The sequence below is a fragment of the Streptomyces sp. DSM 116795 genome, assembly GCF_055792905.1.
Genome location: NZ_CM147707.1, coordinates 3509474 through 3528231, shown reverse-complemented (window position 1 = coordinate 3528231; position 18758 = coordinate 3509474). Strand labels below are relative to the sequence as shown.

Sequence of the window (18758 nt, the reverse complement as noted above, 5' to 3'; positions counted from 1 at the left end):
GCGGTGCCGAAGGCGGCACCGGGCCGGCCCGCGGGTGGCCGGCCCGGCCTCAGGCACCCGCCCGTCGCCGTGCCCGGTGGTTGGCGACGTTGAGGCGGTTGCCGCACACGTCCGGAGTGCAGTAGCGGCGGCGGCCGGCACGGCTGGTGTCGATGAACATGCCCTCGCACGTGGAGGAGGTGCAGCTGCGGAAGCGGCTGTGGCTCAAGGTGTGGATCACGCCGAGTACGCCCGCGGCCGTGAGGACGGCCAACTCCTCGGCGAGGGACGCCTGCTGGGAGGTCGCGGCATACCACTGCCATGGGCCGTCCTCGGCGTCCCGTAGCAGCACCGGCCTGCTGCCCGCACGCGTCACGAGGGTGTTCGCCGCGTCGACCGCATGATCCTCGGCGTGCGTCTCCAGGATGCCGCGGAGCTCGGCGCGGAGGGCGTGCACCCGCCGGAGGTCGTCGTCGGTCGGACGGGCGGCTGCCGTCAGCGGCCCGGGAGAGCCGCCCACGCCGTGTTCGTCGAGGAAGCGCGTGAGGTCTGCGGGGGTGCGCAGGGCCTCGCCGGTGCTTCTCCGCACCTCCGGAGCGGTGTTGACGAGGGCGGTCGCCACCCCGGCCCCAAGGGCGTAATTGGAAAAAGAGACCTTCAAGCCTTACCTCGCTGCTACTGTAACTGGAGAACACAGACTATACCCCTTAGCCTATGCCTGGTTGGGAGTGCCGTATGACCACGAGTACAAGGCGTCCACGGATGTGGGGACTTCGCCAGCGGGTGCGCGTCAGCGGCGGTGAGGTCGCCATGGACGTCTTCGGGGAAGGGCCGCCGGTGGTTCTCGTCCACGGCACTCCGGCATGGTCGTTCCTGTGGCGCGAGGTCGCTCCTCTGCTGGCGCGGACGCACACCGTCCACGTATGGGACCTGCTCGGTTTCGGCGACTCCAGGCTCCGCCCGGGAGTCCGTCCCTCCATCGCCGAACAGGCGCGCACACTGGCCGAACTCGTCGGGCACTGGGGCCTGGAGGCGCCCACCCTGGTCGGGCACGACATCGGCGGAGGGATCGTGGCGCGCGCCCACCTGACCGAGGGCGTACGCGCCGGCCGGCTCGCGTTCCTGGACGCGGCGGTCCTCGGCCCCTGGAACACGCCCTTCACCGAGCACATGCAGCGTCACGCGGACGTCTACCGCACCATGCCCACCGAGATCTTCCATGAGCTGATCGCCGGTCGTCTCCGCACCGCCACCCATCGCCCGATGTCCGGCGAAACCGCCGACGCCTACCTCGCTCCCTGGGCCGGAACCGACGGCCAGAGCCGCTGGATCGACCAGGTGTCGAGCGTCAGCTTCGAGGACACGCGCCATGCCGCGGCCCGGCTGGGGCAGATCGCCGTTCCCGCGCTCGTGCTGTGGGGCGCAGCGGACGAATGGCTCGACACCTCCACCGCGGACCGGCTCGCGGCGGCCATACCCGGCGCACGCCAGGCGCGGGTGGCGGGAGCGGGGCACTTCATCGCGGAGGACGATCCGCAGGCGACCGCGGATGCGCTACTGGAGTTCCTGGCCGTTCCGGTCGCATGAGGGCGGCGGCGAGGCCCGGCAAGTGCCCTTCGATGCGCGGCGAGTGTGAGTGCCGTGCGGCAGTGAGGGCTACGCGGTGAGGGTTACGGGTTACGCGTTACGCGGTGAGGGTGAGGGCCAGGGCGGCGGCGGCCGGGAGGGCCTGGACGACGACGATGCGGCGGCTGACCGTGAGCGCGCCGTAGACGCCGGCGACGACCACGCAGCAGAGGAAGAAGATCCGCGCCTGGGACCCGGTCGGCTCGGATGCGAGCAGGCTCCAGATCAATCCCGCGGCCAGAAAGCCGTTGTACAGGCCCTGGTTGGCCGCGAGCGGTGCCGACTCCTCCGCGAACTCCGGGGTCGTGCCGAAGACGGCACGGCCGCGGGGCGTGCGCCAGAGGAACATCTCCAGTATCAGGAAGCCCAGGTGGAGAAGGGCGACCAGGGCGGTGAGCGCGACGGCGGCGGTGTGCACGAAGTCCTCCGGGGAGTATGTGAGTTGGAATTCACGACCAACTCGGACGCCGGGACTCTAACACGAGGGTTTGATTTTCCAATCAAGACTGGTTGGGTGGTGGTCATGACGAGGCGAGAGGTGAACCCGCGGGAGTGCTCGCTGGCTTCGGCGCTGAACGTGGTCGGTGAGAAGTGGTCACTGCTGGCCCTGCGCGAGGTGTTCTACGGCGTGCACCGTTTCGACGGCATCGTCCGCAACACCGGAGCGCCCCGCGACGTACTCTCCACGCGGCTGCGCACGCTTGTAGACGGCGGTGTGCTGCGGCGCGTCCGCTACTCCGAACGTCCGCCGCGGGACGAATACCACCTCACCCAGGCGGGCCGGGAACTCGCGCCTGCCATGCTCGGCCTGATGCGCTGGGGCATGCGGTGGGTGCCGGGGGCACCAGTGGGCCCCACGCCCTTCACACATGACTGCGGAGGACCGCTCGACGCCGGGATCGTATGCACCTCCTGCGGGGAAACCACCCCGCCGCCCGGTGACGCGGCACTCCCGGACACCGGTACGGCAGAGGGCACTTGAGCGTCCGGGGCGCTTCCGGCGCCCCGGACGCGGGGCGCCGGACCGCCGCCACCGGCGCAGGTCGCGCGACCGGCTCGTCAGGTCGCGGCTCCGGCAGACCCTGTAGGTCCCGCAGGCCTGCAGGTGCTGCAGGTCCCCGCACGTTCACTCCAGTACGCGCAGCTTCGCGCCGTTGTTCCACGCCTCCAGCAGGCCGCGGTGTACGGCTGTCACCTCGTGGCGCGCGGCCATCAGCAGGGCGTCCCGGGTGAAGGGTGCCGTGGCGACGAGCAGGGCGACGTCGGCCTTGTACTCCAGCCTGGCCATGCCGATGAATCCCTGCACATCGCCGCTGGTGATGCTGGAGGAGGGGGTGCGCGCCTTGCACTGGACGACGAGGCGCCGGCCGTCTGCGGTGTAGCCGAGGACGTCGGCGCCGGCGTCGCCGTGGCCGCCGGTGACGGTGACCTGGGCGCAGCCGTCCCGGCGGCACAGCCAGGCGACGTGCCGTTCGAACTCCCGCCCGTTCATGGCATCCAGCGCCGCCATGGAACCGGCCGCCTCGTGCTCCCGCAGAACGCGTCTGAGCTGGACCATCTCCGCCTCGTTCTCCGCGAGTTGGCGGCGCAGCTCACGCTGGGACTCGATGGCCTGGTTGAGGAGGGGCACGATCGTCCGCCCGATGACGCCGCGCACGGTCTCCTCCGCGAGCTGCCGTACCCGCGTCTCGTCCACGCCGGGAGGACCGGACGAGCGCAGGGGGTGCCGCTCCGCGAGACTCTGCGCGATGCGCTCGTCCAGCCACGCGATGAGACTGTGGACGACGGACTCGTCCACAGGTCCTGGACCGGTACGGGGGCCAGTCGGGGGCGTGGGTGACGCGGTCCGGCCGGCCTGCTCGGCGTCGAGCAGATACGTACGGACCCGCCTCGCGACGTCGCTGTCGCGGAGCAGCATGGCGACGTTGAGGACGGCGCGGCGAGTGAACAGAGCCAGGTTGGAGCGGGGCTGTGGATAACTCTCGGGAAAGAGAGACAGGGTGTCTCTCTTAAAAAGCTCCAGCTCAGAGCCGCGCAGCGTACGCATACCGTTCTCTGTCAGCTCTTCGCGGTGCCGCTGCATCAGCCTGTTGACAGTGCGTTCGGTCACCTCGAAGTAGTCGGCGACCATGCGCGTCGTCACGTGCAGGCCGTCGGGCAGCAAGGAGAGCAGCTTGACCTTGTCGAGTGCTTCCGTTCGTTCCGCGACGGACGCCCGCAGCGTCTGCGATTCCAGCAGTGCGCCCTCGTGCACCATGACACCCCTCCCCACCGGGCGGACCCGGACACAAGTGGGCATCCCCGTTGATCCCACCCCTGTCGGGATCAACGACGCATGAAATGAGAAGACACGCTCGAATTGCGGTCGTTCTTGCGATTCGAACCGAACGATTCGAACCGAACGGGCGGCGGTCCGGGGTGCGTTACTGCACTTCTGGTTCCCGCGTCTCTGAGTACCTGTGATCAGAGCTGCATCTTGAAGCCCAGGTGGGACGCTTCGAAGCCGAGACGCTCGTAGAAGCGGTGAGCCTCGATGCGGGTTGCGTCCGAGGTGAGCTGGACCAGGACGCAGCCCTCGCGGCGGGCCTCCTCGATCGCCCACTGGATCAGCCTGCTGCCGAGCCCGTCGCCGCGTGCGTCGGCGTGGACGCGGACCGCCTCGATGAGGGCGCGCGTGGAGCCGCGCCTGGACAGGCCGGGGATGACGGTGAGTTGAAGGGTGCCGATGGGCCGTCCGTCGCGTTCTGCGACCACGAGGTGCTGGTTCGGGTCAGTGTCGATGCGGTCGAACGCCTCGCGGTACACGGCCGTTTCGTCGGGGCTCTCCCGCTGAGCGCCGAGGTGGTCGTCGGCGAGCATGGAGACGAGGGCCGGTACGTCGTCGGCGGTCGCGCGCCGCATCGTGATCGGCGCCGGAGCCGGTGCGGACGGCGACGACGCCGACGACGGCGTTGATGACGGGGGCGGGGTCCCGGTGCTCATGATCGCAGCTTACGCCCCGGTATTGGCCAGAGGTTGGACTCGGTCGGAAAGTGCACAAGCGGGCGGGAGTGCGGGTTGTGCGGCGATGGGCCCCGGTTCTCGGTACGCGGTCCGCGTCACCTCGTACGTCGCCGCTCACGGCACATTCCGCTTCCCGCTGCGCACGCTCGGCGCGGAGCGGCCGCGGCCGCGGCGTTGCCGGCCCCTGAGGACGTCGTCATGGGCTCAGGCTGGCTGACGGGACTGCCGCCCGGCCACCGGATTTCCCCTCGTCCTGGCCGCCGGGCGGCGCGCTGTGGTCTGGCCTGTTGCCGTGGGACCCGGCGGACCCGGCGGGCCCGGCGGATCCGGTGGATCCGGTGGCCGCAGCCGCCCTTCCCGTACGGGCTGCGCGCAGGCGGCGCCCGCGCCGGGTCGGGCCCCAGGGCTTGAGCACGGAGACCGCCGTGAGGAAGGCGTACAGCGACAGGGAGACGGCGGGCGGCATGAGGAGGTCGGTGGCCGGTACGGTCTCGCCGGCGGCCGCCATCGCCGCGGCCTCGCCTGCTCCGGGTCTGAAGGAGAAGACGGTGAGGCCGGTCGCGGCGAGGGTCAGCCAGAACTTCACCCACACCCAGCGGTACCTGGCCAGTCCCCACGATGTGCCGAGGGAGAGCACGAGCCCGGTGGTCAGGGAGAGCAGTGCGACGGGGAGCAGCAGCCAGTCGGCGAAGAGCTTCATGGCCGTGCTGGCGGGTACGGCGAGGGCGTCCGGGTCGCGTGCGCCGGCGATCGCGAGGGTCAGCAGGCACAGCGAGATGCCGAGCCAGCCGACCGAGACGGTGACGTGGGCGACGAGGACGGCTCTTCTTGCGGGGCGCGGCAGGCGCGGCAGACGCGGTAGCTGAGGCATGTTCCACAAGGTGCCGGGCGGCCGCGGCCCACCGCGTCTTACGGCGGGAGTACTTCGCTCTACTCGCAGCCGAGTACGGCTGCTTCGCGTGCAGCCCGCGTTCGCCTGCATAGGCTTCCGCGGCTGCGGCGGTCGCCGCGACGGCCTCCGGCGGTCCGCCCGGCCGCCCTCGTCGCCCTCGGTGAGCTGCGTCGGGGCGCCGCCGATCGGAGGTCACTACGATCGATCGCATGGCCTCTTCGCCCTCCGCTCCGTCAGGCCGGCCGTCCCGGCTCCATCTCTTCGATCTCGACGGCACGTTGATCCACGGTTCGTCCGCAGCGGTGGAGATTTCGCATCAGCTCGGCCTGGACGATGAGATCCGCGAACTCGAACTCGCCTTTGCCGCAGGTGGAATGACGCCGCCGGATTTCGCGGCACGTGCGTGCGCGATGTGGTCGGAACTGACGGAGGATCACGTCACCGCCGCTTTCCTGGAAGCCCCATGGCTTTCCGGGATTCGCGAAGTATGGGAGGAGATACGGGAACGCGGTGAGCGGTCCGCCGTCATATCGCTCTCGCCCGACTTCTTCGTGCGCCGCCTGCTTGTTCAGGCTCCGCCTTCGCGTACGGCGCGCGGCGCCGCGTACGCGGCGGACGCGGCGGCCGACACCGCAGGTCCGGCCAGCCGTGCGGGCAGTCGTACAGGCAGGCGTACGGGTGGTTCTACGGACCTCCGCGCGGATTCCGTCGCCAACGGCCGAGGCGGGGGCGCGGACGCCACTTACGGTTCCCGTTGGCCGGCCGTCCCCTTCCGCGAGGCGCCGGACCCGGCGGGGATTCTCTCGGCGGAGGCGAAGGTGCGGATCGCGGATGAACTCTGCGCGGAATTCGGTGTTTCGAGAAGTGAATGTGTGGCTTACGGCGACTCGATGTCGGATGCGGCGCTGTTCGCTGCGGTGCCCGTGTCGGTGGCCGTGAACGGCGACGGTCATTTGCGGGGTCTCGCGTCGGCCGAGTACGAGGGGGAAGATCTTCGCGAGGCATACGGACTTGTCCGTAAAGGTCCGTAATTCCCTCTCAGTGGTGCACGTCACGTAATTCGCCCCCTGTACGGACGGGACTTGTGTGGCGAAGTGATAACGGTATGGTCGAGTCCGCATCGTGCGCGGTACGGCGACAACCCGCTGTCGGTGTCAGGGGGCCGCACCACAAGAACGACGTTCCTAATGCGTGACTGCGCAGCTTGTACGTAGGAGTTCGAGGCGAGGCAGACCATGACGACCACATCGGCCGGTAACGGTCCGTCCGCAGGAGACGGCAGCAGTGAGAACGACGGCGGCTGGGGTTGGTTCACCCCTGCGCAGCCGGCCACCGAGGCGGCGACGTCCCGGCGCAACGAGCAAGACGAGCCGGGCGAGCAGGGTGAACCGGCAGAGCAGGCCCGGCAGGCGGAGACCGCCGCTCGTCGCGAAGCGGACAACGACGCCCCGCAGGCGGGAAATCGACCGCTGAGCCCTGTCACCACCGGACCGGGTGCCGGCCGGGCCCTGTGGGCCGAGACGGCCGAGGAGGCGGCGATACCGGTGCCGGCACCGGCGGATCCGAACGCTCCACCTGCTCCACCTGCTCCACCCGCTCCGTCCGGCCCGCCCAATCCGCCCGCCTCAGGTTCCCCTGCGGCCACGGACGTTCCGGGCACCCCGGGCAACGGGCAGCGCGGAGGACCGGTTCCCGGTTCGTGGCCCGGCGGCGGTTCCGAGGCGCCGCGCGAACATCCCAGCGCCCCGCGCGAACATCCCTCCCCGTACGCCGCCCCCGGGCCCGGCCCCGGGTCCGCCCCCGGTTCCGGTCAGGGCCCCGGCCTCGCCCCCGAACCGCATGCCTCTGCGGCCCAGGCCCCGCCCCGTACCCCGCCCCGGCCACCGCACCAGCCCCAAGGCCAAGGCCAGGGCCAGCCCCAAGGCCAGGGCCAGGCCCCGTACCCACCGGGCCCCCAGCCACAGGCGGAGAGACAGCCGCAGCCCCGAGCCCCTCTGCACGACGACGCGTCGGCTCCCACGGCTCCGTCGGCTCCCACGGCTCCGTCGGCTCCCACGGCTCCGTCCGCTCCGCCGGCACCGACCGCCCCGCCCGTCCCGCCGGCTCCGCCTGCCGGGACCGTGCCCGCCGCACCTGCGGCAGACGTCGAGTCGCGCGACGCCATGCTGATCCGGCGGACGCTGGAAGAGGTCGAGCCGCGTGCCGACGCGGCCACCGCGTACTTCTACGCGCTGCTCTTCGTGCAGCATCCCCAGCTTCGCGACCTCTTCCCGGCCTCCATGGACACCCAACGGGACCGCCTGTTCAGGGCGTTGCTCACCGCCGTGCGCCTCGCCGACGAAGTGGACGCGCTCGCCGAGTACTTGGCCGGTCTGGGCCGCGGTCACCGCAAGTACGGCACGCTGCCCGAGCACTATCCCGCCGTCGGCGAGTGCCTGCTCGGCGCACTCGCCCAGTACGCCCCCGAGAGCTGGGGCCCGGAGACCGAGGACGCGTGGGTCCGCGCGTACACGACGATCTCGCAGGCCATGATCGACGCCGCCGCCGAGGACGCACAGCGAGCCCCGGCCTGGTGGAACGCCCAGATCGTCTCGCACGAGCTGCGCACCTCGCAGATCGCGGTGATCACCCTCCGCCCGGACCAGCCGTACCCCTTTCTCGCGGGCCAGTACACGAGCATCGAGACGCCCTGGTGGCCCCGCGTCTGGAGGCACTACTCCTTCGCTTCGTCGCCGCGCTCCGACGGGCTGCTCACCCTCCATGTGAAGGCCGTCCCGACGGGATGGGTCTCCAGCGCCCTCGTGAACCGCGCACGCCCCGGCGACGTACTGCGGCTGGGTCCGCCGGCGGGCAGCATGACCGTCGATCACGCCACCGAGAGCGGGCTGCTCTGCGTCGGCGGCGGCACGGGGATAGCACCCATCCGGGCACTCGTGGAGGATGTCGCCCAGCACGGCCGCGCACGTCCCGTGGAGGTCTTCTACGGCGCGCGCAGCGATCACGATCTGTACGACTTGGACACGATGATGCGGCTCGAGCAGCAGCACCGCTGGCTCTCGGTGCGTCCCGTGGTCGCCACCCCGCCGGGGTCGGCGTTCGCGAACGCCCTGCCGGGGCAACTCCCGGACGCCGTACGACAGTACGGCCCCTGGTCCGCGTACGACGGCTATCTCTCGGGGCCGCCCGGCATGATCCGCAGCGGTGTGGACGCGCTGGTGGCGTCGGGTGTCCCGGCCGACCGGATACGGCACGACTCGCTGGCGGAGCTTCTCCTCAGCGGAGAGCGGACGTCTGAATGAGCCGACGCAACCGGTACGGGCACGGGCACCGGCACGGCTGCAGGGTGCTCTCCCAGTGCGAGTGATGCGCACGGGCAGCGCGTACGAGTAACGCGAACTGCGGCGCCCGGCGCACTGGAACGAGAGCGCGAAACCAACGCGCAACGCGAAGCAAGACACGGAACACGGAACACGCAACACAGCAAGACGCAACACGCAACACGGGAAACGAGCACGAGGCAGAGGAAGGAAAAGGGGTCAGCGGCGTGGCTGAGGCGGAGGAGCCACGTCCGTGGGTCGGGCAGGACTCACGGGCGCGGCACGGGCACGAACACGACAGGGCGGCACCCGACGGGCCGCTGCGCCGACCGGGCAGTGACGGGGAGCGGCGGCTGCAGCGCCGGCTCGGCACGTCCGACCGCGCGCAGCGCTTCTACGACGAGCAGGTGCTCGACCATCTCAACGACCGGATGCGGGAGTTCGTGCAGCGGCAGGAGATGTTCTTCCTGGCCACCGCGGACGCGTCGGGCGAGTGCGACAGCAGCTTCCGCGCCGGTCCGGCCGGTTTCCTCCAGGTGCTGGGCGAACGCACCCTGGCCTACCCGGAGTACCGCGGCAACGGCGTGCACGCCAGTCTCGGCAACATCCAGGAGAACCCGCACCTGGGCATCATGCTGGTCGACTTCACGCGGGCACGCATCGGTCTGCACATCAACGGCCGCGCCAAGATCGTCGAGGACGAGGAGATCCGCGCCTCGTATCCGCATCTGCCCGAGGACCCCGTGCCGGGGCGGCGGGCGCAGATGTGGGTGCATGTGGAGGTCGAAGAGGCCTACATCCACTGCGCGAAGCACATACCGCAGATGCAGAAGGCGCCAAGGCGCACCGCCCGCGACTGGGGCACCGACGACTACAAGCGCAAGGGCGGCGACTTCTTCGGCACGGCCCGTGACGCACGTGAGCACACGGACCTCGACGGCGAGGGCGGCGCGCGCGAGCACGTCCCCGCTGCCGATCCGGCCGTTCCCGATGCCGAGTCGCACGTTCCGGCTGCCGAACCGGCGTCCTCGCCTGTCTCTCCTTCCTCGTCCACAGGCACCTCCTCGGCCGCTTCCCCGGCCACCGCCTCCGCAGCTTCCCCGGCTCCCTCCGCCTCCTCCGCCACCCTGTCCGCGTTCGACGAACTGCCCGGATACGCGCGGGAAGAGGCACACCCGGAGCCTGCCCCCGCTGCCCGCGAGGCCGACGGTGTAACGGCGTCCGTCGAGGTGCCCGAGCAGCGGCGCTCCCCCGAGTCCGAGTCGCCGGGTCTGCCGGAGCAGCGGCGATCCCCGGACACGCCCTGGCCGGCGGAGATGCCGCCGCCACCGCGTTTTCCCACGACCTCGCTCAACTCGCAGGAGCAGCCGGGCCGTACGGCGATGGACGGGGCGTCCGGCGCCCTGGCCGCCCGCGGTGGCCCGGTTGCCGGTTTCTCCATGAGCGGTTCCGATCCGCAGGCGTGGCGGCAGGAGGCCGAGCGCGCGCTGGCCGAGGCGCAGCGGCGTGGCGAGGTGAGCGAAACGAGCTCGTTCCAGGGCTGGTTCGGCTGAGGACGGGCATCCGACGCCGCCTGGTTCATCCCATGTCGGTGGCGAGGAGGGCCAGTACGCCCTCGATGTTCTTGTCGAGGTATGATCGCAGGGCCGGCGGTACGACCTCGACCGACGCGATGCCGCGGCGGGTGAAGGGCACCCGCACGAACTCGTACAGTCCGCACGGCTCGTCGACCTCCGGTCCGTGCCTGCGGGACAGGTCCATCGAGGCGAGGCGGCAGACGAAGAAGTGCTGCACCTTCACGCCGGCTTCGCCGCCGTCGGTGGTGTGCGGAACGGTGTCGACGAATGCCGGGACCACGTCCGTCACCTTCGCGCCCAGCTCCTCGTCGACCTCGCGGTGCAGCGCGTCGATGACGGTGGCGTCCACGTCCGGTTCCACGCCCCCTCCGGGGGTGATCCAGTACGGTTCACGGCCGGGCTTGGTGCGCTTGATCAGGACGAGGCGGGGGGTGCCGGAGCCGTCTCCGTCGAGGAGGATGGCGCGGGCGGTGCGCTTGACCACGGGACGTTCATCGGCCATGGGTGAGGTCTGGCCCGTGGAGGGGCGGGTCAAACACAGTCCCGTGTGGATGTACGGACATCCGGACCTGGCTGCCGTCGGGACGGGCCCGGGGACACTCCATAACCCCACAGGACGTGCACGCGCAATGGCGAATATCTCCACAGAGGTATATCGATAATGTCGTCTCCGTCACTGGACATTGACGCAGAGTCAACTAACCTGGTGTAGGCGGTTCTTCGCGCGTTGAGCCGCGACCGGGCGGTTCGAGGCATGAGGGGGGAGCCTCGAACCGCTTCGGCCTGTAAGGGGATACGGGAGATCCGGGTCGGCCGAAGCCCGGCGTCTCCGAGCCGCACGGCGCATTCCTCCGCATCGCACGGCGCGTACACCTGCATCGCACGGCGCATACCGCCGCATCGCACGGCGCATGTCTCCGCGCCGCCCTTTCGCCAGTCACAACTCGCGCCCTTCGCATGAGAGTTGCCGTCCGCAGCCGCGAGGAGTCCGCGAGGAGCCGGCCCGCACGGCCCTGCAGCCCGCCCGCCGCAGGGTCTTTTCCATGTCTGCCCGCCTGTTGACCGCGGAACGAGACGCCCTCAATACTGCGTTCGCAGTACGTGCAAGTGTGCGTCAGTCGAACGAACGGAGACCATGATGTCGCCGGGAGCGATCCTGAAGAGCGCCTTCACCAGCAAGCTCTATGTCACGGTTCTGATCGCGATCGTCCTCGGTGCGGCCCTCGGCCTCGCGGCACCCGGCGTCGGGGCGTCCATGGAGCCGGTGGGCACCGGGTTCATCTCGCTGATCCAGATGCTGATCGCGCCGGTGATCTTCTGCACGATCGTCACCGGCGTCGCTTCGGCGGGCGAACTCACCAGCGTCGGCCGGATCGGCGTGAAGGCCCTGGTCTACTTCGAGGTCCTCACCACGGTCGCCCTGGTCATCGGGCTGGTCGTGATGGACGTGGCCGCGCCCGGGGCCGGCGTGCACGCCGACCCGGAGAAGGTCGAAGTGACGGGCAGCGCCCGGGGTTACATGGAGCAGGGCGAGGCGCAGCACTGGTACGACTTCATCGTCCAGATCATCCCCGACAGCATGGTGGGCGCCTTCACCGAGGGCAACGTGCTCCAAGTGCTGCTGATATCCGTGCTGTTCGCCATCGCGGTCACGATGCTCGGCGAGCGCGGCGAACCGCTGGTGCGCGGGATCGAGCGGGTCGGCGAGGCCGTCTTCGCCATCGTCCGGCTGATCATGTACCTCGCACCGCTCGGCGCGTTCGGCGCCATGGCCTTCACCGTGGGCAAGTTCGGCACCGACACCCTCGTCTCGTTGCTGGGCGTGGTGCTGCTCTTCCTCGGTGCAAGCGTCTTCTTCTCCGTCGTCGTGCTCGGCATTGTGGCCCGCCTCTGCGGCATCCGGGTCCTGCGGCTCTACCGTCACTTCAAGGCGGAGCTGCTCATCACGCTGGGCACCGCCAACTACGAGGCCGTAATGCCGCAGTTGATGACCAAGCTGGTCGATCTCGGCTGCCCCAAGCGGATCGTCGGCCTCACCGTGCCCTCGGGCTACGCGTTCAACGGTGACGGCGTCTGCCTCTACCTCGGGTTCGCCTCCCTCTACATAGCCCAGGCCTTCGATGTGCACATGTCCTTCTGGCAGCAACTCGGCCTGCTCGCCGTCTTCATGATCACCTCGAAGGGGAGCGCGGGAGTGGCCGGCGCGGGCTTCGTCATCCTCGCCGCCACGCTGTCGACCACGGCGGCCGTTCCCGTCGCCGGCATCATGCTCATCCTCGGCATCGACCGCTTCATGTCCACGCTGCGCGGGCTCGTCAGCCTCACCGGCCAGATACTCGGCAGCATCGTCGTCAGCCGCTGGGAAGGCGTCTTCGACAGGGAACGCGCACGTGCCGTGCTGTACGGGCGCGAACCGGCCGCCGTCTGCGCGCACTCGGGGCCCTCCGTCCCGGCAGAGCCCGACGACGAAGCCTCGGCGGGGGGCACCACCACCACCGCGAAACAGCCGTGACGGGCGGCCGGACCGGTTGCGGAAGCGGCACACCGCGGCTCCCGCAACCGGAAGTCCGGCCATCCGCGAGCACGAAACACCGCACCCGAACACCCGGCATCTGAAGGGAAATTGATGGCCCGGCTCGACTACGTCCGCCACGACAGCGAGGTCGCGGAACGCATCCGCCTGCGCAGGGGCGGGCCGCTGACCCCGCTGGACGGCATGCTGCTGCACAGCTCGCCCGTGGCGGACGGCTGGAACAACCTGCTCGGTGCCATACGTAACAGCACCTCGCTCCCCGCCGACGTCCGGGAACTCGCGGTCCTGCGCGTCGCCGCGCTGAACGGCGCACCGTACGAATGGGAGGCGCACGAACCGGTGGGGCGTGCCGCCGGGCTCACCGACGCGCATCTCGCCGCACTCCACGAAGGCGGCGACACCGCGGCGCTGACCGCGCGGCAGCGGGCGACGCTGGACTACACCGACGCCATGACCCGCCAAGTGGCCGTCGCCGACCCGGTCTTCGACGCGCTGCACGCCCACTTCGACGACCGGCAGATCGTCGAGCTGACCGCCACCATCGGCACATACAACCTGGTCTCCCGATTCCTCGTAGCCCTGGAGGTCGGCGCGGGGGAGGGCGAGAGCGACGGCGAAGTCGGAGGCGGCGGCCCGTCGCAGGAGCTGAGCGCATGAACACCGGTTGCGGACCCTCGGATCCGCCGGGCCCGCCGGACTCCCCGTGCCCACCGGGCCCGCCGGAATCCCCGTACCCGCCGGACCCGCCGGAATCCCCGTACCAGCCGGACCCGCCGCATCCGTGGCCGACGGCCCCGGGGCCGGACGGGTGCGGCCCCGGCAGCGGGCGCACCCACGGCCGGCTGGCCGGAAAGGTCGCCGTCGTCACCGGGGCGGGCTGCGTCGGAGCGGGCTGGGGCAACGGCCGTGCCGCAGCGGTGGTGTTCGCCCGCGAGGGCGCCACCGTCCTCGCCGTCGACCTCGACGAGGAGGCGCTGGCGACGACCGTCGCGCTCGCGGGCGAGCACGGCGGGCCGGCCGGCGGCCGCGCGCACCCGCATCTGTGCGACGTGACCGACTCGGCTGCGGTCGCCGCCATGGCTGAGCGCTGCCGGCGCGAACTGGGCGGACCCGACGTCCTCGTCAACAACGTCGGCGGCTCCCGTACGGGCGGCCCCGCCGAACTCGACGAGGACGGCTGGCGGGCCCAGCTCGACTACAACCTCACCAGCGTCTACCTCACCTGCCGCCACACCATCCCGATCATGCAGAGGCGCGGCGGCGGAGCGATCGTCAACACCGCTTCCACATCGGGCATGCGGTGGACGGGCTCGCCGCAGATCGGCTACGCCTCGGCGAAGGCGGGCATCATCCAGTTCTCCCGGGTCGCGGCGGTGCAGCACGCCCCGGACGGCATCCGCGTCAACACCGTCGTACCCGGCCAGCTGCACACTCCGATGGTCGAGGCGCGGCTCGCGGGGCAGCGCACCGGCGGTGACGCGGTGGCTCTGCTCGCCCAGCGCGAAGCGCGCATCCCCCTCGGGTTCATGGGCGACGGGCGCGACACCGCCAACGCCGCGCTCTTCCTGGCCTCGGACGAAGCCCGCTTCGTCACCGGCACCGAGATCGTCGTCGACGGCGGCATGACCGCCCGGTGCGACTGAAGCGACTGCAGCGGCTGAAGCGGCTGAAGCCGCCGAAACGGCTGAAACGAGTGAAACGACTGAACACCGCACCTACGACCTGGAGTTACGCCCGTGACCGAACCCTCAGGACCCGATTCCGGGGCCGCCACCTGCCCGCCGCCGGTCGCCGAGCCGCGCCGCCCCCGAACCGAGCTGCCCGCGGGAGCGTGCGACTCCCACTGCCATATCTTCGGCCCCACCAGCACCTTCCCCTACGCACCCGGACGGACCTTCACGCCGCCGGAGGCGCCCAGGGAACGGCTCGAGGAACTGCACCGGCTGCTCGGCCTGCACCGTGCGGTGATCGTGCAGTCCGCCTGCCACGGCAGCGACCACTCCGCGCTCCTCGACGCCCTGGACGCCGGTGCGGGCAGCTGCCGAGGGGTCGCCATCGTCACCTCGTCGACGCCCGCCGCCGAGGTGCGCCGCCTCCACGAGGCCGGAGTGCGCGGTGCAAGGCTGCACTTCACCCCGCATCTGGGTTCGGCGCCCTCGGAGGAGGAGATCCGTTCCGTCATCGGTCTCGTACGTCCGTACGGCTGGCACATCGCACTCCACGTGCAGGGCGACGGCATCGCCGAGCACGAGGAGATGGTCCGCTCGATCCCCCTGCCCGTCGTCGTCGATCACATGGCCCGCGTCGATCTGCGGGACGGCCTGGAGAGCCGTGCGGTGGGGGCGCTGCGCGGTCTGCTTCAGACGGGCCGGGTCTGGGTGAAGCTCAGCGGCGCCGACCGGCTCGCCACCGCACCGCCGCGGATGGACGACTCGGTCGCGCTCGCCCGTCTCCTGATGAGGGACGCGCCCGAGCGGGTCGTGTGGGGCACGGACTTCCCGCACCCCAACACCCGCGGATTCATGCCGGACGACGGCGACTTGACCGACCTGCTGCCCGAGATCGCGCCCGGTCCGGAAGATCTGCGGCGGCTTCTGGTGGAGAACCCCACGCGCTGCTTCGACTTCGCGGCGGGAACGGCGTCCTGACGTACCAGGAGCCAGGACCAGGAAGCAGGACCAGCAGCCAGGACCAGGAGGCAGGCTCAGTGCAGACCCGTGTACCCGATGTCGGCCGTGATCGCGTCCGCGGTCCCGACCACCCGCGGAACGCACACCTCGCGCAGCTCCTCCAGCGGCACCCGCGCCGCGTTCGCGGAGATGTTGACCGCGGCCAGCACGCGGCCGCCCCGCCCGCGTACCGGCGCGGCGGCGGAACGCACGCCCTCCTCGCGCTCACCGTCCACGACGGCGAACCCCTGCTCCCGTACGCGCTCCAGCTCACGCCGCAGTTCGGCGGCGTCCGTGATGGTGTTCCTCGTCAGCGGCTCCAGCCGCACATCCGCCAGCAGCGCGTCCAGCTCCTGCGGACCGAGCGCGGCCAGCAGCACGCGCCCCATGGACGTCGCGTACGCGGGCAGCCGGGAACCGATGCTCAAGGTGATCGACATGCTTCGCGCGGCCGGCACCCGGGCCACGTACACGATCTCCGCCCCGTCCAGTGTCGCCATCGAACAGGACTCGCGCAGCTCGTCGGCGAGCGCTCGCATCCGCGACTGCGCCGTCTCCCAGTACGGGAGTGCGGAGAGATATCCGAAGCCGAAGCGCAGCACGCGCGGCGTGAGCGCGAAGCGGCGTCCGTCGGTCTCGGCGAAGCCCAGGCGCTCGAACGTCAGGAGTATGCGACGGGCGGTCGCCCGCGAGAGGCCGGCGGCCTCGGCGGCCTCCGTCACCGACATCTGCGGCCGCTCCGCGGAGAACGACTCCAGAACCCGGAAGGCCTTCTCGACCGAGTCGATGACGTCGGGATCGCTACGTGACACTCCTTGCGCCCCCTGCCGCAACTCGCCGACCGGTCACCGGCAACCGCCGCAAACGCTACCTCAGCGCCGCCGTCCGAAAGGATCTCCCCCATGAGCGAGGGGCTGCTGTACGTCCTGTCCGAACCCGGCGAGGTGCCCGAGGAGGAGTTCCACGACTGGTACGACCACGAGCACGCCCCGGCACGCCTCGCCGTGCCCGGCATCCGCAACGGGTTCCGCTACCGGGCCGCGGACGGACGGGTCCCCTCCTGGATGGCCTGCTACGACCTCGATCTCGACGCGCTCGCAAGCCCGCAGTACGCGAGGCTGCGCACCCGCAGCCCGCGCGAACAGCGGGTCGTCGACGGGCTTGCCGTGCTGGACCGCCGCGTCTACCAACTGCTCGACTCCCACGGCACCGTGCCCGCCGAACCCGCCGAACGCGCCGAACCTCCCGTCGCGTTGTGCGTCGCCATGAGCACCGGCGACGAGGCGTCCTTCCACGACTGGTACCTGCGCGAACACATCCCCCTGCTGCACACCCTGCCGGGCTGGTGGCGCACGCGCCGTTTCCGCCGGACCGAGGGCGAGGGCCCGGACTTCCTCGCCGTTCACGACATCAGCGGCACGGACCTCTTCGAGACCGACGTCTACCGCCGCGCGACCGGCACCCCGCTCAGGGAACGCGTGATGCGCACCGTCACCGCCCGCGACCGCCGTGTCTTCCGCTTCCACACCGCGGTTACGCCGTACCCCGCACCCCAGGACGGCAGAAGCCAGGAATGAACGGGCGCAGTGGGACGGGGCGCGGTGGGTCCCGGACTCCGCGAACCGCTCCGCCCAGCTGATCGGACGGGCAGCCAGGGCCTCTCGTTTGGATCTTGCTGGGCTCGCGTGCCCCGGCACCGCGCCTCGCGGCGTTGTCGTCGGTCGCCGCTGCTCCGCAGGGACTCCCTCCTCCGCCTTTCCCCCAGCTACCGCTGGGAGGTGCCCCCACCACGGCACCGGACCCCGCTCCCTGATCCAGCCTGATCCGAACGAAAGACCCTAGCGCTCCACACGCTTCAGCCCGCGCACGGCCGGGATCGCCAGCAGCAGGGCGCAGGCGACGAGCGCCGTGGACGCGGCCACGTACAGCAGCGGCCCCGCCCCCGCGACGACGGCGAGCGGCCCCGCCACCGCCTGCCCGACCGGCTTCATCACCAGCGAGCCTGCCGCGTCGTACGCGTGCACCCTGCCGAGGACGTCCTGCGGGATGTGCGTCTGCACGCTCGTGTGGAACATGACTATCCAGAACGCCATGCCCACGCCGCTCACCCCGTAGCAGACGGCGACGAGCGGCGCGGGAAGGCCGAGAGCGACCCCCAGCGGCATGAGCGCCCAAAGGATCATGGAGAGGGCCCCGGCCCGGAGCGGATGCCGCGGGCGCAGTCTCATCGCGACGATCCCGCCCAGCACGCTTCCCGCCCCGAGGGACGACATGACCAGGCCGAACACCGATGCCCCGTAGTCGGTGACGAGCGTGCTGTTGCCGAGGGTCATAGTGGGGCCGGCGCCGGCCAGCTGCCAGAGCATGAAGACGACGATGACGCTCCACAGCCAGGTCCTGGCCCGGAACTCCCGCCATCCCTCGACGAGATCGGCCCGGAACGACGGTTCGCCGTCCCGCGCGGCCGGGCCCATCGGGACCGAGCGGAGCAGGAGGAGGCAGACGCCGCTGACCGCATAGGTCAAGGCGTCGAGGGCGACCACAGCCGCAGGTGAGGCGACCGCCAGCAGCAGGCCGGCCAGCGACGGGCCGATGACGATGGTGACGGACTCCGAAATGCGGAGGGTGGCGTTGGCCTTCTGTACGTCCCGGGCCGTGCGCGGGGTGATGCTGGCGACTCCCGGCTGGAAGATCGCGCTGCCTGCCCCGATGAGGGCCAGTAGCACCAGGATCAGCCACAACTGCGGCGTACCCAGCAGGAACAGCAGCGCGAGCACTCCCTGGGAGCACAGCCGTGCCGTGTCCGAGACGACCATCAGCCGCCGGGCCCCTAAGCGGTCGGACAGCACACCGCCAAAGATGATCAGTGCTGCGAACGGCGCTACGAGCGCGGCCAGCGCATAGCCCACCCCGCTCGCCCCGTATCCCGCCCGGATCACGGCGGCCGTGATCGCGACGGGGAGCATCGCGTCGCCCAGCAGAGAGGTGGTGCGTGCGGTGAAGAACAGCCGGAAGTCCGCTGTCCACAGCGGCGGATCAGACGAGGTCTCCTTGACGTGCAGGGCACGGGCCGTGTCCGAGCCGGCCATCGCTCACCGTCCAACGTATGCCGTTGTTCCCCGCCAGGGCGACACTCTTGTGGCTTAGCCGTTCTCGGTCAAC

Annotated in this window: 18 protein-coding genes; 10 read left to right on the top strand and 8 right to left on the bottom strand. The window is 70.8% G+C overall.

All coding sequences use genetic code 11. The features are described from left to right. Positions 1 to 49 precede the first annotated feature (49 nt). Complete coding sequence (locus ACSMXX_RS15175; protein WP_473184555.1) at positions 50 to 601, bottom strand: CGNR zinc finger domain-containing protein; 552 nt, start codon at positions 599 to 601, stop codon at positions 50 to 52. A 113-nt stretch (positions 602 to 714) separates the two neighbouring features. Here ACSMXX_RS15175 and ACSMXX_RS15170 point away from each other — a divergent pair, with 113 nt between their 5' ends. Then, positions 715 to 1566, top strand: coding sequence for an alpha/beta fold hydrolase (locus ACSMXX_RS15170; protein WP_473184554.1), 852 nt, complete (start codon positions 715 to 717; stop codon positions 1564 to 1566). 97 nt (positions 1567 to 1663) lie between these two features. Here the strand turns inward: ACSMXX_RS15170 and ACSMXX_RS15165 are convergent, their stop codons facing one another. Continuing rightward, the gene (locus tag ACSMXX_RS15165; protein WP_473184553.1) at positions 1664 to 2023 is read right to left on the bottom strand and encodes a DUF1304 domain-containing protein; all 360 of its coding nucleotides are present in this window, start codon (positions 2021 to 2023) and stop codon (positions 1664 to 1666) included. 105 nt (positions 2024 to 2128) lie between these two features. Between ACSMXX_RS15165 and ACSMXX_RS15160 the strand changes: the two genes are divergently transcribed. Beyond that, positions 2129 to 2587 carry a winged helix-turn-helix transcriptional regulator gene (locus tag ACSMXX_RS15160; RefSeq protein ID WP_473184552.1) on the top strand — a complete coding sequence of 153 codons (459 nt, stop codon included), beginning with the start codon at positions 2129 to 2131 and terminating at the stop codon, positions 2585 to 2587. Positions 2588 to 2731: 144 nt separating this feature from the next. On the opposite strand, the gene ACSMXX_RS15155 is transcribed toward ACSMXX_RS15160, so the two are convergent. The 3 genes from ACSMXX_RS15155 to ACSMXX_RS15145 all read right to left on the bottom strand — a co-directional run bounded on the left by ACSMXX_RS15155 (position 2732) and on the right by ACSMXX_RS15145 (position 5479). Then, positions 2732 to 3862, bottom strand: a complete 1131-nt coding sequence (locus ACSMXX_RS15155) for a restriction endonuclease (RefSeq protein ID WP_473184551.1) — start codon at positions 3860 to 3862, stop codon at positions 2732 to 2734. 206 nt (positions 3863 to 4068) lie between these two features. Continuing rightward, positions 4069 to 4506: a GNAT family N-acetyltransferase gene (locus ACSMXX_RS15150; RefSeq protein WP_473184792.1), complete on the bottom strand. Its 438-nt coding sequence runs from the start codon at positions 4504 to 4506 to the stop codon at positions 4069 to 4071. A gap of 298 nt (positions 4507 to 4804) precedes the next feature. Then, entirely contained in the window at positions 4805 to 5479 is a 675-nt protein-coding gene (locus tag ACSMXX_RS15145) for a DUF2269 domain-containing protein (RefSeq protein WP_473184550.1), read from the bottom strand. A gap of 230 nt (positions 5480 to 5709) precedes the next feature. Between ACSMXX_RS15145 and ACSMXX_RS15140 the strand changes: the two genes are divergently transcribed. The 3 genes from ACSMXX_RS15140 (at position 5710) to ACSMXX_RS15130 (ending at position 10370) form a co-directional block, all read left to right on the top strand. Then, positions 5710 to 6531, top strand: coding sequence for an HAD family hydrolase (locus tag ACSMXX_RS15140; RefSeq protein WP_473184549.1), 822 nt, complete (start codon positions 5710 to 5712; stop codon positions 6529 to 6531). Between the two features lie 513 nt (positions 6532 to 7044). After that, positions 7045 to 8799, top strand: a complete 1755-nt coding sequence (locus ACSMXX_RS15135) for a globin domain-containing protein (RefSeq protein ID WP_473184791.1) — start codon at positions 7045 to 7047, stop codon at positions 8797 to 8799. A gap of 245 nt (positions 8800 to 9044) precedes the next feature. Continuing rightward, the gene (locus tag ACSMXX_RS15130; protein WP_473184548.1) at positions 9045 to 10370 is read left to right on the top strand and encodes a pyridoxamine 5'-phosphate oxidase family protein; all 1326 of its coding nucleotides are present in this window, start codon (positions 9045 to 9047) and stop codon (positions 10368 to 10370) included. Positions 10371 to 10395: 25 nt separating this feature from the next. Here the strand turns inward: ACSMXX_RS15130 and ACSMXX_RS15125 are convergent, their stop codons facing one another. Then, entirely contained in the window at positions 10396 to 10896 is a 501-nt protein-coding gene (locus ACSMXX_RS15125; protein WP_473184547.1) for an NUDIX domain-containing protein, read from the bottom strand. A gap of 633 nt (positions 10897 to 11529) precedes the next feature. Here ACSMXX_RS15125 and ACSMXX_RS15120 point away from each other — a divergent pair. From ACSMXX_RS15120 to ACSMXX_RS15105, 4 genes are all read left to right on the top strand, one after another. Further along, positions 11530 to 12906 carry a cation:dicarboxylate symporter family transporter gene (locus tag ACSMXX_RS15120; protein WP_473184546.1) on the top strand — a complete coding sequence of 459 codons (1377 nt, stop codon included), beginning with the start codon at positions 11530 to 11532 and terminating at the stop codon, positions 12904 to 12906. 114 nt (positions 12907 to 13020) lie between these two features. After that, the gene (locus tag ACSMXX_RS15115; RefSeq protein ID WP_473184545.1) at positions 13021 to 13584 is read left to right on the top strand and encodes a carboxymuconolactone decarboxylase family protein; all 564 of its coding nucleotides are present in this window, start codon (positions 13021 to 13023) and stop codon (positions 13582 to 13584) included. After that, complete coding sequence (locus ACSMXX_RS15110) at positions 13581 to 14570, top strand: SDR family NAD(P)-dependent oxidoreductase (RefSeq protein ID WP_473184544.1); 990 nt, start codon at positions 13581 to 13583, stop codon at positions 14568 to 14570. Before ACSMXX_RS15115 ends, ACSMXX_RS15110 begins: the two co-directional genes overlap by 4 nt. A gap of 93 nt (positions 14571 to 14663) precedes the next feature. After that, positions 14664 to 15575, top strand: a complete 912-nt coding sequence (locus tag ACSMXX_RS15105; protein ID WP_473184543.1) for an amidohydrolase family protein — start codon at positions 14664 to 14666, stop codon at positions 15573 to 15575. Between the two features lie 56 nt (positions 15576 to 15631). On the opposite strand, the gene ACSMXX_RS15100 is transcribed toward ACSMXX_RS15105, so the two are convergent. Then, positions 15632 to 16408, bottom strand: a complete 777-nt coding sequence (locus ACSMXX_RS15100) for an IclR family transcriptional regulator domain-containing protein (RefSeq protein WP_473184542.1) — start codon at positions 16406 to 16408, stop codon at positions 15632 to 15634. A gap of 90 nt (positions 16409 to 16498) precedes the next feature. Here ACSMXX_RS15100 and ACSMXX_RS15095 point away from each other — a divergent pair, with 90 nt between their 5' ends. Continuing rightward, positions 16499 to 17173, top strand: a complete 675-nt coding sequence (locus ACSMXX_RS15095) for a hypothetical protein (RefSeq protein ID WP_473184541.1) — start codon at positions 16499 to 16501, stop codon at positions 17171 to 17173. A gap of 261 nt (positions 17174 to 17434) precedes the next feature. Here the strand turns inward: ACSMXX_RS15095 and ACSMXX_RS15090 are convergent, their stop codons facing one another. Continuing rightward, entirely contained in the window at positions 17435 to 18685 is a 1251-nt protein-coding gene (locus tag ACSMXX_RS15090; RefSeq protein ID WP_473184540.1) for an MFS transporter, read from the bottom strand. Positions 18686 to 18758 lie beyond the last annotated feature (73 nt).

Bases quoted from the DNA above. Each gene is read 5' to 3' on its own strand.
- ACSMXX_RS15140 (WP_473184549.1), top strand. From the start codon at position 5,710: ATGGCCTCTTCGCCCTCCGCTCCGTCAGGCCGGCCGTCCCGGCTCCAT.
- ACSMXX_RS15095 (WP_473184541.1), top strand. From the start codon at position 16,499: ATGAGCGAGGGGCTGCTGTACGTCCTGTCCGAACCCGGCGAGGTGCCC.
- ACSMXX_RS15110 (WP_473184544.1), top strand. From the start codon at position 13,581: ATGAACACCGGTTGCGGACCCTCGGATCCGCCGGGCCCGCCGGACTCC.
- ACSMXX_RS15170 (WP_473184554.1), top strand. From the start codon at position 715: ATGACCACGAGTACAAGGCGTCCACGGATGTGGGGACTTCGCCAGCGG.
- ACSMXX_RS15090 (WP_473184540.1), bottom strand. From the start codon at position 18,685: ATGGCCGGCTCGGACACGGCCCGTGCCCTGCACGTCAAGGAGACCTCG.
- ACSMXX_RS15150 (WP_473184792.1), bottom strand. From the start codon at position 4,506: ATGCGGCGCGCGACCGCCGACGACGTACCGGCCCTCGTCTCCATGCTC.
- ACSMXX_RS15120 (WP_473184546.1), top strand. From the start codon at position 11,530: ATGATGTCGCCGGGAGCGATCCTGAAGAGCGCCTTCACCAGCAAGCTC.
- ACSMXX_RS15115 (WP_473184545.1), top strand. From the start codon at position 13,021: ATGGCCCGGCTCGACTACGTCCGCCACGACAGCGAGGTCGCGGAACGC.
- ACSMXX_RS15145 (WP_473184550.1), bottom strand. From the start codon at position 5,479: ATGCCTCAGCTACCGCGTCTGCCGCGCCTGCCGCGCCCCGCAAGAAGA.
- ACSMXX_RS15125 (WP_473184547.1), bottom strand. From the start codon at position 10,896: ATGGCCGATGAACGTCCCGTGGTCAAGCGCACCGCCCGCGCCATCCTC.
- ACSMXX_RS15160 (WP_473184552.1), top strand. From the start codon at position 2,129: ATGACGAGGCGAGAGGTGAACCCGCGGGAGTGCTCGCTGGCTTCGGCG.
- ACSMXX_RS15155 (WP_473184551.1), bottom strand. From the start codon at position 3,862: ATGGTGCACGAGGGCGCACTGCTGGAATCGCAGACGCTGCGGGCGTCC.